This window comes from Catellatospora sp. NPDC049609 (assembly GCF_040675365.1).
Lineage (GTDB): Bacteria > Actinomycetota > Actinomycetes > Mycobacteriales > Micromonosporaceae > Catellatospora.
On sequence record NZ_JBFAOU010000225.1, the window covers coordinates 1 to 11,016 of the forward strand.

At 73.9% G+C, this 11,016-nt stretch carries 11 protein-coding genes; 7 read left to right on the forward strand and 4 right to left on the reverse strand.

Annotated elements, in window-relative coordinates; translation table 11 throughout:
* The first annotated feature begins 26 nt into the window (after positions 1–26).
* The 6 genes from AB0J67_RS35705 (at position 27) to aroQ (ending at position 6,255) form a co-directional block, all read left to right on the forward strand.
* Entirely contained in the window at positions 27–641 is a 615-nt protein-coding gene (locus AB0J67_RS35705) for a glycerophosphodiester phosphodiesterase family protein (protein WP_363489304.1), read from the forward strand.
* Positions 642–778: 137 nt separating this feature from the next.
* Positions 779–2,857: a PQQ-dependent sugar dehydrogenase gene (locus tag AB0J67_RS35710; protein WP_363489286.1), complete on the forward strand. Its 2,079-nt coding sequence runs from the start codon at positions 779–781 to the stop codon at positions 2,855–2,857.
* 72 nt (positions 2,858–2,929) lie between these two features.
* Positions 2,930–4,108 (forward strand): chorismate synthase, encoded by a 1,179-nt coding sequence (gene aroC, locus AB0J67_RS35715; RefSeq protein ID WP_363489288.1) that lies wholly within the window; start codon positions 2,930–2,932, stop codon positions 4,106–4,108.
* 109 nt (positions 4,109–4,217) lie between these two features.
* Positions 4,218–4,724 carry a shikimate kinase gene (locus tag AB0J67_RS35720; protein WP_363489290.1) on the forward strand — a complete coding sequence of 169 codons (507 nt, stop codon included), beginning with the start codon at positions 4,218–4,220 and terminating at the stop codon, positions 4,722–4,724.
* Positions 4,725–4,729: 5 nt separating this feature from the next.
* The gene (gene aroB / locus AB0J67_RS35725; protein WP_363489292.1) at positions 4,730–5,806 is read left to right on the forward strand and encodes a 3-dehydroquinate synthase; all 1,077 of its coding nucleotides are present in this window, start codon (positions 4,730–4,732) and stop codon (positions 5,804–5,806) included.
* 14 nt (positions 5,807–5,820) lie between these two features.
* Positions 5,821–6,255 (forward strand): type II 3-dehydroquinate dehydratase, encoded by a 435-nt coding sequence (gene aroQ / locus AB0J67_RS35730; RefSeq protein WP_363489294.1) that lies wholly within the window; start codon positions 5,821–5,823, stop codon positions 6,253–6,255.
* A 203-nt stretch (positions 6,256–6,458) separates the two neighbouring features.
* Here aroQ and AB0J67_RS35735 read toward each other — a convergent pair whose 3' ends face one another.
* Both AB0J67_RS35735 and AB0J67_RS35740 read right to left on the reverse strand, forming a co-directional pair.
* The gene (locus AB0J67_RS35735) at positions 6,459–7,073 is read right to left on the reverse strand and encodes a hypothetical protein (RefSeq protein ID WP_363489296.1); all 615 of its coding nucleotides are present in this window, start codon (positions 7,071–7,073) and stop codon (positions 6,459–6,461) included.
* 25 nt (positions 7,074–7,098) lie between these two features.
* A complete protein-coding gene (locus AB0J67_RS35740) occupies positions 7,099–8,244 on the reverse strand; it encodes a branched-chain amino acid ABC transporter substrate-binding protein (RefSeq protein ID WP_363489298.1) in 1,146 nt (381 codons plus the stop codon).
* 57 nt (positions 8,245–8,301) lie between these two features.
* Here AB0J67_RS35740 and AB0J67_RS35745 point away from each other — a divergent pair, with 57 nt between their 5' ends.
* The gene (locus AB0J67_RS35745; RefSeq protein WP_363489300.1) at positions 8,302–8,820 is read left to right on the forward strand and encodes a hypothetical protein; all 519 of its coding nucleotides are present in this window, start codon (positions 8,302–8,304) and stop codon (positions 8,818–8,820) included.
* Positions 8,821–8,949: 129 nt separating this feature from the next.
* Here AB0J67_RS35745 and AB0J67_RS35750 read toward each other — a convergent pair whose 3' ends face one another.
* Together AB0J67_RS35750 and AB0J67_RS35755 are read right to left on the reverse strand one after the other, a co-directional pair.
* The gene (locus AB0J67_RS35750) at positions 8,950–10,227 is read right to left on the reverse strand and encodes a HAMP domain-containing sensor histidine kinase (RefSeq protein WP_363489302.1); all 1,278 of its coding nucleotides are present in this window, start codon (positions 10,225–10,227) and stop codon (positions 8,950–8,952) included.
* A 16-nt stretch (positions 10,228–10,243) separates the two neighbouring features.
* A complete protein-coding gene (locus AB0J67_RS35755; RefSeq protein ID WP_363489306.1) occupies positions 10,244–10,912 on the reverse strand; it encodes a response regulator transcription factor in 669 nt (222 codons plus the stop codon).
* Positions 10,913–11,016: the final 104 nt, after the last annotated feature.

An 11,016-nucleotide genomic window follows, 5' to 3' on the forward strand; every position in this document is an offset into this window, starting at 1 on the left:
CTTGGTGGCCGCTTATCGAGATCCCCATGTTGATCTTTTTTCCATCCGATAACCCCCAACGTCTATGGCGGGCCGGTCGGCGCGACGGCCGCGAGTCCGCCGCGCGCCGGCGGGACGGGTGCGCCGGGGCCGTGTCGGCGCGGTGTCGGGCCGAATTCGCCGGCCCGTCACGCCGATGTCGCGCGCCGGTGTTCGTGCAGTCGTTCGAGGCGGCCAACCTGCGCGAGCTGCGCACCGCCCACCGGGTGAAGGCGCCGCTGGTGTTCCTCGCGGGCGCGGGCAGCCCCTACAACGACCCGAAGCCGTACGAGCAGTACCTGGCCCCGGCCGGGCTGCGCGAGCTGGCCGGGATCGTCGACGGCATCGGCCCGGAGAAGGGGCTGGTCATCCCGCGGGCGGCGGACGGCTCGCTGGGCACGCCGACGTCGCTGATCACCGACGCGCACGCGCAGGGCCGGCGGGTGCACCCGTACACGTTCCGGGCCGAGAACCAGTTCCTGCCGGTGAACCTGCGCAACGGCACGGTGCCCGCCGAGTACGGCCGCATCCTCGACGAGCTCGCGGCGTACCTGGCGGCCGGGGTCGACGGCGTGTTCACCGACCACCCGGACCTCGGCGTGCTGGCCCGCAGCCTGGCCTGACGCGGAAACGAACCGGCTTCCGGCCCGCGCTTCGCCGGTTGTGCAGTATGCCAGGTTTCAGCGTGTTTCGTGCCGAATCGCCGATTTAGGCGGGTAGCCTGGCGCGGTCAATCGATGCGCGGAGCCGGGAGCCGGGAATGAACGCTCGCAGGATCACGGTGGTCGGGGAGGCGGTGCTGATCGCCACGGTCATGGCCGTGGCCGGCCTGGTCTCGTTCGTGAGCCCGGCCTCCTCGTACGCGCCGTCGGTCGCCCCGCTGCCGCCCCAGATCAGCGAGCCCTCCCACGACGGGCAGCTGCTCAACGGCGCCGACGTGCACATGGAGGCGCAGCCGTTCGCCGACCCCGACGTGCACGACACCCACTCCTGCAGCGACTGGGAGATCTGGTCCGTGGCGCCCGCTCCGGTGGAGCGGGTCTGGTCCGGCCAGTGCGTCCAGGGCGCCACCCGGCTGCACGCCCACCTGGGCAACGGGAGCTTCGAGGGCTCCCTGGCCGGGCAGGCGGAGCTGCCGCCGGGCCGCGACTTCGAGGTGCGGGCCCGGTTCCGGTCGTCGTCGGCCGACCCGGCGACGCAGTGGAGCCCGTACGCGGTGCGCACGTTCCGCACCGACGTGCAGCTCGCGCCGCTGCCCGGGGCGCCGCAGTGGCGCACCCTGCAGGACGGGTACGTGGTGGAGGAGGTCGCCGCCGGGTTCGAGCTGCCGGTCGGCATCGCCATGGCGGCGCGGCATCCGACGGACGCGGGCGCGCCGCGCTTCTACGTCAACGAGCTCTACGGCCAGATCAAGGTGGTCCGCGGCGACTTCGGCGTCACGACGTACGCCAAGGATCTGCTGAACTTCGACCCCAAGGACAAGTTCCCCGGCGACGGCGAGTTCGGCGTGGGCGGCATCGTGGTCGAGCCGCAGTCCGGGGACCTGTTCGCGTCCCTGGTCTACCGGGCGGGCACCCGGTTCTACCCCAAGGTGGTGCGGCTGACCAGCTCCGACGACGGGCTGACCGCGACGAAGGTCAGCACGGTGCTGGACATGAAGGGCGAGGACATGGTCGCCTCGCACCAGATCTCCAACCTCACCATCGGACCGGACGGCAAGCTGTATGTCCACGTCGCGGACGCGTTCGAGCCGAAGACGGCCAAGGACAAGGACTCGTTCCGGGGCAAGGTGCTGCGGGTGAACCTCGACGGCAGCGCGCCGGCGGACAACCCCTTCTACGACGCCGACGACGGCATCAAGGCCAGGGACTACATCTACGCCCTCGGGTTCCGCAACCCGTTCGGCGGGGCCTGGCGGGCCGCGGACGGCCAGCACTACTCGGTGGAGAACGGCCCGTCCATGGACCGCTTCGCGCGGGTGACCCGGGGCACCGACTTCGGCTGGTACGTCGGCGACAGCGCGATGAAGAAGAAGGCGCTCTACAACTGGACCGTCGCGCACGCCCCGGTCGGCATCACCTTCGTGCAGGAGGAGCACGGGCAGGGCGCCGGGTTCCCGAAGGAGGTGTACGGCAACGCGTACGTCTCCGAGAGCGGGCCGACCTACGCCTCCGGGCCGCAGGTGCGCGGCAAGCGCATCGTGATGTTCGCCTTCGACGACGCAGGCGACGTCACCGGGCCGAAGACGCTGGTGGAGTACAACGGCAACGGCAAGTCCACCATCGCGGGCCTCGCCGCGGGCGCGGACGGGCTCTACTTCAGCGGGCTCTACCCCGACGACGTCAAGGACGGGCCCTACGCGGCGAAGGCCAAGATCTACCGCGTCCGGTACGCCGAGCAGGCCGGCGCCGCGCCCAAGGACGCCAAGGTGGACAAGAAGCTGTGCACCGACGACGAGCTGAAGGTCAGCGCGGCACCCGCGAAGACGGCCGTGGCGCGCAAGAGCCCGCTGTCCATCACGCTGAAGGTCCAGAACACCTCGAAGCGGTCCTGCGTCCGCGACCTCGGCGCCGACCTGCAGGAGCTGCAGCTGCTGCGCGACGGCGAGAAGGTGTGGTCGTCCGACGACTGCGGGCCGCTGCACGGCAACCAGGTGGTCCGGCTCGGGCCGGGGCAGTCGCGCTCGTACACCGTCACCTGGAACGGCAAGACCAGCAACACCTGCGTGAAGAAGGGCCGGCGGGTGCCCGCGGGCCCGGCGCCCGACGCCGGGCTGTACGAGATCGTCGCCCGGGTCGGCAGCGACCGCAGCGAACCGGTCACCATCAGGCTGAAGTGACACCTGTCTCGTCTGGTGGCACGCGCGGGCCTGCACGGGGTGCGGGGCGTCCGGCGTGACAGACTGGTGATCGTGTTGCGTTGGCTGACCGCAGGGGAGTCGCACGGGCAGGCGCTGGTCGCCGTGCTCGACGGAGTGCCCGCCGGAATCGAGATCACCAGTAGCGAGATCGGGCACGAGCTGGCCCGCCGTCGCCTCGGCTACGGCCGCGGCGCCCGGATGGCCTTCGAGCAGGACGTGGTGACGATGCTCGGCGGCGTCCGGCACGGCCGCACGCTGGGCAGCCCGGTCGCGATCCAGGTCGGCAACTCCGAGTGGCCCAAGTGGGAGACGGTCATGTCGCCCGACCCGGTCGACCCGGAGCTGCTGGCCAAGCAGGCCCGCAACGCACCGCTGACCCGCCCCCGGCCCGGCCACGCCGACCTCGCCGGGATGCAGAAGTACGGCCACGACGACGCCCGGCCGATCCTGGAGCGCGCCAGCGCCCGCGAGACCGCGGCGCGCGTCGCCGTCGGCACCGTGGCCAAGTCGCTGCTGCGCCAGGCGCTGGGCATCGAGATCCTGTCGCACGTGGTCGAGCTCGGCTCGGTGGCGGCCAAGCCCGGCGTGGTGCCGGTGCCGGGCGACACCGAGCGCATCGACGCCGACCCGCTGCGCTGCCTGGACCCGGAAGCCAGCGAGCGGATGGTCGCCGAGGTCGACGCGGCCAAGCGCGACGCCGACACCCTCGGCGGCATCGTCGAGGTGCTGGCGTACGGCGTCCCGCCGGGCCTGGGCACGCACACCCAGTGGGACCGCAAGCTCGACGCCCGGATCGCCACCGCGCTCATGTCCATCCAGGCCATCAAGGGTGTCGAGATCGGCGACGCGTTCACCCAGGCCCGCTCGCGGGGCTCGGTCGCGCACGACGAGATCGTGCCGACGCCCGACGGCGTGAAGCGGATCACCGACCGGGCCGGCGGCCTGGAGGGCGGCATCACCTCCGGCGAGCCGCTGCGGGTGCGCGCCGCGATGAAGCCCATCTCGTCGCTGAACCGGGCGCTGTCCACCGTGGACGTGCTCACCGGCGAGGTCGCCACCGCCATCAACCAGCGCTCCGACGTGTGCGCGGTGCCCGCGGCGGCGGTCGTCGCCGAGGCGATGCTGGCGCTGGTGCTGGCCGAGGCGGCGACGGAGAAGTTCGGCGGCGACTCGGTCTCGGAGATCCGGCGCAACCTCGCCGGTTACCTGGACAACCTGCTGATCCGCTGAGAGCCGACATGCGGAGCCCGCTCTGCGGCCTTGATCGGTGTCCATCCCGCGCTGTGCCGCGGACGGACACCGAGCGGCCGCTCCGGCGGGCTCCGGGGAGGAGACGACCGTGAGCAAGCCGTTGTGCGTGCTGGTGGGGGCGCCCGGGGCGGGCAAGTCCACCGTGGGCCGCCTGCTGGCCGACGCGTACGGGGTGTCGTTCCGCGACACCGACGCCGACATCGAGGCGGCGGCCGGCAAGCCGATCTCGGAGATCTTCATCGACGAGGGCGAGCAGCACTTCCGGGCCCTGGAGGCGGCGGCCGTCGCGGCCGCGCTGGACGGGCACGACGGCGTGCTGGCGCTGGGTGGCGGCGCGATCCTGGCCGAGGCCAACCGGGACCTGCTGGCCGGGCACACCGTGATCTACCTGAGCGTCGAGCTGTCCGACGCGGTGTCCCGGGTCGGCCTGGGCCAGGGCCGGCCGCTGCTCGCGCTCAACCCGCGGGCCACCCTGCGCTTCCTGCTCGACCAGCGCCGGCCGCTGTACGAGCAGGTCGCCTCGCACACCGTGGTCACCGACGGGCGCACCCCGGAGGAGATCACCGCCGAGCTCGTCGAGCTGCTGAAGGGCTGAGGCGGATGGCTGAGCTGACCCGGATCCCGGTCGGCGGCGAGCGGCCGTACGACGTCTTCGTCGGCCCCGGCGTGCTGGCCGAGCTGCCCGCCGCCACCAAGGGCTGCGACCGGGCCGCCGTGCTGTACGCCCCACCCGTGCGCGGCTACGCCGAGCAGGCCGTCGCGCACCTGGCCGGCGCCGGGACCGAGGTCGTCATGGTCGAGGTGCCCGACGCCGAGGCCGGCAAGACCATCGCGGTCGCCGAGCGCTGCTGGGACGAGCTGGGCAAGGCCTCGTTCACCCGCAACGACGTGGTCGTCGGCGTCGGCGGCGGCGCCGCCACCGACCTGGCCGGGTTCGTGGCGGCCTGCTGGCTGCGCGGCGTGCGCTGGGTGCCGGTCTCCACCAGCATCAACGGCATGGTCGACGCGGCCGTCGGCGGCAAGACCGGGGTGAACACCCCCGCCGGGAAGAACCTGGTCGGCGCGTTCCACCCGCCCGCCGCGGTGCTGTGCGCGACCGAGGCGCTGGCCACCCTGCCGCCCGCGCAGCTGCTGGCCGGGATGGCCGAGGTGGTCAAGGGCGGCTTCATCGCCGACCCGGTCATCCTGGATCTGATCGAGCGCGACCCGGCCGCCGCCGTCGACCCGGCCGGTCCGGTGCTGCGCGAGCTGATCGAACGCAAGATCGCGGTGAAGGCCCGGGTGGTCTCCGAGGACCTGCGCGAGTCCGGCCTGCGCGAGATCCTCAACTACGGCCACACGCTGGGCCACGCCATCGAGCGCCGCGAGCGCTACCGCTGGTCGCACGGCCACGCGGTGAGCGTCGGGCTGGTGTACGCCGCCCGGCTGGGCGTGCTCACCGGCCGCCTCGACGAGCAGACCGAGCAGCGGCACGCCGCCGTCCTGAGCTCGCTCGGCCTGCCCGTCGCCTACCCGGCCGACGCCTGGGACGAGCTGCGCGCCACCATGTCCGTGGACAAGAAGGCCCGCGGCCGCGCGCTGCGTTTCGTGCTGCTGGACGGGCTGGCCCAGCCGGTCACCGTGCCGGTGGACGACGAGGCGCTGCTGGCCGAGGCATACCGCGCCGTCGCCGCCTGACGAAGGGTCGCCACATGAAGGTCTACGTGCTCAACGGGGTCAACCTGGGCCGGCTCGGCACCAGGCAGGTCGACGTCTACGGCGTCACGACGTACGCCACGCTGGTCGACCTGTGCGAGAAGACCGGCGCGCAGCTCGGACTCGACGTGGAGTGCCGCCAGACCGACCTTGAGGGCGAGCTGGTCGGCTGGCTGCACCAGGCCGCCGACGAGCACGCCGCGGTGGTGCTCAACCCGGGGGCGTGGAGCCACTATTCGTACGCCGTCCGGGACGCCTGCGCCATGCTCAATGGCCCGCTGGTCGAGGTGCACATCTCCAACATCCACGCGCGCGAGGAGTTCCGGCACCACTCGGTGGTGTCGGCCGTGGCCACCGGCGTCATCGCCGGCCTCGGCGTCGACGGTTACCGCCTGGCACTGGAGCACATCTTCCACCGCCTGGACCGCTGACGCCCGGCTCCTGGCCTTTCCCCTCGCCTCGGACTGCCTCGCGCAGCGGCTTTGCTCTGCACACATATACGCACGGGGTGCCACTGACGTGGTGCGTATAGGTAAGCAGAGCAAAGCGGGTCGGCCGAGATAGGCCGGGGCGTACGCGGCGGGGCACGCCGTCGGAGGGCGGCGTATAGCCTCGCCCCGCCGCGAAGCCCGGCTCAGCGCACGCCGGTGGCCTCGCTGAGCAGCTGGTGGACCTGCGGTCCGGCGACGCGCACCAGGTGGGCGCCCTCGCGCGGGCCGTCGGTGACCGCCTCCAGGCCCAGCCGGGCGGCCGCCGCGACCAGCGCCTGCGCGGCGGCCGAGGAGCCCGCGCGCACCGTCAGCCGGCCCGGCCGTGCCTCGACGCCGCCGGTGAGCAGCGCCATCCGCCACAGGCCGAGCGCCGCCTGCCGGGCGTCGGCCGCGGCGGGCGTCGCGGCCAGCAGCCGGGAGCGGTTGCGCCAGGCGCCGGTCAGCGCCCGGGTGATCCGGTTGTACGACCCGGCGGGCACCTCGACCCGTAGGCCGTCACGCTCCGTGCGTACCACGTTGGCCCAGGTCAGGGTGGAGAGCAGGCTGGCCAGCCGGGCGGCCGCGGCCGCCGAGGAGGTGTGCGCGACGGCCGCCGTGCCGGGCCGGTGCCAGCCGGACGGGCGCAGCTCCTGCCAGGCGAACGCGGCTTCGAGCAGGGGATAGGCGCCCAGCGGCGCCTGGGCGAGCGCGCGGTGCAGTGGGGCGACGGCGGCGGGCTCGGCTTGCCGCGGGAGGTCCGCGATCAGGGTCGCTGACATGGACGTGCTCCTCTCAGGCAGGGGGTCAGGGGCGGGGGATCTCGCGGTCGGCGATGACCGTGCCGTCGGCCACCCGGTAGGCCCACAGCACGACGGCGGAGTCGACGAGTTCGCCCTCGGGGGTGAACTGCAGCCGCCCGGTGACCCCGTCGTGCGCGTACGCGTCGACGAAGGCCTCCATGTCGCGGCGGGTGGCGCGGCCGGCCTCGAACCCGGCCAGGAAGATCGACGCGGCGTCGTACGCCTCGGCGCTGTAGGTGCCGGCGTCCCGGCCGAACTCGGCGCGGTACTGCCGGGGGAAGTCCCGGGCGGCCCGCTCGGGCGGCAGGCACGGGCAGGTGATGACGGCGCCCTCGGCGGCGCGGATCCCGGCGGCGCGCACGAACCCGGCGTCCTTGACGCCGTCCCCGGCCACGAACGCCGCCTGCACGCCGGCCTCGCGCATCGCCTTGAGCAGGGTGCCCGCGCCGGAGTAGTAGCCGCCGTAGAAGACCACGTCGGCCCCGGCGGAGCGGATCTGGCTCACCACCGAGGAGAAGTCGACCTGGCGCGGCGGCACCGAGGCGCGCTGCACCACCTTGCCGCTGAGCGTGGTGGCCACCTCCTCGGCCAGCCCTCGCCCGTACGCGCCGGTGTCGTCGACGACGAACGCCTTGCGCGCGTGCAGCACCGTGTCGATGTAGCGGGCCGCGGCCGGGCCCTGCGTCGCGTCGTTGCCGAGCAGCCGGTGGAACGTGGACCAGCCGCGCTGGGTCAGGTTGGTGCGCGTGGCCGACACGGTGACGACCGGTATGCCGCCCTGGTCGAGCAGCGGCCCGGCGGCCTCCGCCTCGCCGGAGAACGCCGGGCCGATCACGCCCAGCATCTTCGGGTCGGCCACGATGTTCTGCACCAGCGCCGGTGCCTGCTTCGGGTCGCCCTGCGAGTCGAACGCCACCAGCTCCGCCGGGCAGTCCGGATGGCGCTGGCGGTACTGCGCGAACGCCAGCTCGGCGCCGGAGCGGATGTTGCCGCCGAGATCGGCCGAGTCGCCGGTGAGCGGGCCGATGACCGCGACCTTCATGCCGCAGGCCCGGGGCGCCGCCGCGGGGGAGCCGGTCGCGTCGCAGCCCGCGGCCGCCAGCGCCAGCAGCGCCAGAGCCGCCGTCAGCTGTGCGTACGGCGCTCGCAACAGACTTACTCCTCGCGTAGGGTGCGCCTATCCTGCCCGGATGAGCGTGAGGATTGCATGAGTAACCCGGCCGAAACCGCCCGACGACCTGCCCGCGATGTGCTGGTCGCCGCGTTTCTGCTGGTCACGACCCTACTGGCGGGATGTGCCAGCGACCAGGAGCCGCCGCGCCCGGCCCCGCTCAGCCTCGCCGGACGCCCCTCACAGCCCCAGGCCGCCCTGTTCGGCATCAGCTCCGACACGCTCGGCTGGGTCGTCATCGACTCCCGCGGCTACGTCCTCTACCGCAGCCAGCGCGACTCCGCCCGCCCGTCCCGCTCCGCCTGCACCGGCGCCTGCACCGTGCAGTGGCTGCCCGTGCCCGCCGCCGACCCGATCCGCGTCGAGGGCATCGACCGCCAGCTCGTCGGCACCCTCCTGCGCCCCGACGGCACGCGGCAGCTCACCCTCGCCGGCTGGCCCCTCTACGGCTACGCCGGCGACCGCATGCCCGGCGACACCAACGGCCACGGCATGGAGGGCCACTGGTTCGCCGTCACCCCCATCGGCACCCCGGCCGGCCCCACCCCCTCCTGACGGGGCCGATCCGCCCGGCGGGGGCCTCTCCCCGGCGGGGCCGATCTTGCGCGTACGGTGGGGACGACACGCCCATGCCCGGCAAAAGGGCAACACTTCGCGCAAGATCGTCGTGATCTTCGGCGCGGGTCAGCTCGCGTCGGGCGGGAGGGTGAGGAGGGCTTCGGTGCCGCCGCCCTCGGCGGGAGTGAGGCGGAGGGTGCCGCCGTGCAGGTCGGCCACCCAGCGGGCGATGGCCAGGCCCAGGCCGGTGCCGCCGGGGGAGCCGGGGCGGAAGCGCTCGCCGGTGTCGGCGGGCAGGTCGGCGGCGGGGCCGGGGCCGTCGTCGCGGACGGTGACCAGGCCCGGCTGCACGGTCAGGGTGATGGTGGCGGGGGTGTCGCCGTCGCGGCCGTGCTGCACCGCGTTGTGGATCAGGTTGCGCAGGGCGATGCGGACCAGGGTCGGGTCGCCGAGGGCGACCGTCGCCTCGGTGTACGCGGTCGCGATGTGCGGCGGCTGCACCGTCTCGGCCAGCACCTCCTCGGCGAGCTGGTCCAGCCGGAAGCGCTGGCGCTCCAGGTGGCGCAGGCCGGCGACCAGCCGGGCCCGGGTGAGCAGCGCGGCGACCGCGTCGGTGAGCCGGTCCGTCGCCTTGATCACGCGGCGCAGCGCGTCCGGCTGCACACCCGGGTCGGCCAGCGCGCGCTCGGACACCGCCCGGATCACCGTCAGCGGCGTACGCAGCTCGTGCGCGGCGTCGGCGACGAAGCGCTCCTGCTGGGTGAGCGCGTCGGCGATGGGCTGGGTGCCGCGGCGGGCCAGCAGGTACCCGCCGACGCAGGTCATCGCCGTGAACGCGGTGCCGCCGACGATCAGCGCGACGGCCAGCCGCCGGTGCGCGGCCTGGCCCGGCCCGGGGTCGGCCACCGCGACCACGGTCCCGGCGACCGCGCCGGTGTCGGCGTGGCGGAACGGCACCGCCAGCAGGTGCACGGTCTTGCTCTGGTCGTCGCGCACCGCCGCGCTCACCTCGCCGCCGGCGGCGTGCACCTGCCGGGCGGGTCCGAGCAGCGTGGGCGGCGGGATGACCGCCAGCCGCGCCGGGTGGGCGAAGACCAGCGACACGTCGGTGCGGTTGGCCTCGTACACGTAGACGGCGGTGGAGCCCTGGGCCACCGCGTTGTCGTAGAGCTTGTCCAGCAGCAGCGCGCCGGAGTCGTAGTAGAGCAGCGCGACCGCGGTGCTGGCGGTGCGGTGCAGGTCGGCGGTGACCGCCTCGGCCCGCTGCCGCTCGTCCACCACCAGCGCCACCGCGCCCATCCCGGCCAGGCCGAGCACGTTCAGCGCGAGCAGCAGCGCGGTCATCCGCATGCGCAGCCCGGTGAGCCGCTCGGCGGTCTGCAGCTGCCGTGTCCCCCGCTTCACGCCGCCTCCCCGCCGCTCATCGGCCGGCCAGGTCGACGCGGTAGCCCGTGCCCCGGACGGTGGTGATCACCGGCGGGTCGCCGAGCTTGCGGCGCAGCTGCCCGACGACCACGTCCACCACGTTCGAGGCGGGGTCGGCCTGCTCGTCCCAGCAGTGCTCCAGCAGGTCGGCCCGGCTGACCACGGCCGGGCGCCGGACCAGGAGCAGCTCCAGCACGGAGAACTCCTTCGGGGTCAGCGTCAGCAGGATGCCGTCGCGGCGCACCTCGCGCCGGGCGGTGTCGACCTCGACGTCCCCGGCGCGCAGCACCGCGGGCACGGTGCTGCCGCGGCGGCGGCACAGCGCGCGTACCCGCAGCACCAGCTCGGCGGCGACGAACGGCTTGACCACGTAGTCGTCGGCGCCCGCCTCGAACCCGGCGACCCGGTCGGTGACGTCGTCCAGCGCGGTCAGCATCAGCGCGGGCACGGCCAGCCCGGCGGCGCGGCGGCGGCGCAGCTGCCCGGCGGAGTCGCCCTCCGGCAGGATGCGGTCGAGCACCAGGCAGTCGTAGTCGTTGACGCTGATGCTGAGGTCGGCCTGGCTCCAGTCGGCCGCCTGGTCCACCGCGAACCCGACCGCGCGCAGCGCGGTGACCACGACCCCCCGCACCTCGGGATCGTCCTCCACCACCAGCACCCGCACGGCGGCGAGGCTAACAGTGCCGACGCTCACGGGGCCACCACCGTCACACCGTGGTGCGGGCCACCCACGGCCGAGCCGAGATCACGGGCCGGTAAACTCGTCGG

What these genes read in the sequence shown, in the direction of transcription:
- AB0J67_RS35705 (WP_363489304.1), top strand. Translation starts at nt 27, where the DNA reads ATGTTGATCTTTTTTCCATCCGATAACCCCCAACGTCTATGGCGGGCC.
- AB0J67_RS35710 (WP_363489286.1), top strand. Translation starts at nt 779, where the DNA reads ATGAACGCTCGCAGGATCACGGTGGTCGGGGAGGCGGTGCTGATCGCC.
- aroB (WP_363489292.1), top strand. Translation starts at nt 4,730, where the DNA reads ATGGCTGAGCTGACCCGGATCCCGGTCGGCGGCGAGCGGCCGTACGAC.
- aroQ (WP_363489294.1), top strand. Translation starts at nt 5,821, where the DNA reads ATGAAGGTCTACGTGCTCAACGGGGTCAACCTGGGCCGGCTCGGCACC.
- AB0J67_RS35735 (WP_363489296.1), bottom strand. Translation starts at nt 7,073, where the DNA reads ATGTCAGCGACCCTGATCGCGGACCTCCCGCGGCAAGCCGAGCCCGCC.
- AB0J67_RS35745 (WP_363489300.1), top strand. Translation starts at nt 8,302, where the DNA reads ATGAGTAACCCGGCCGAAACCGCCCGACGACCTGCCCGCGATGTGCTG.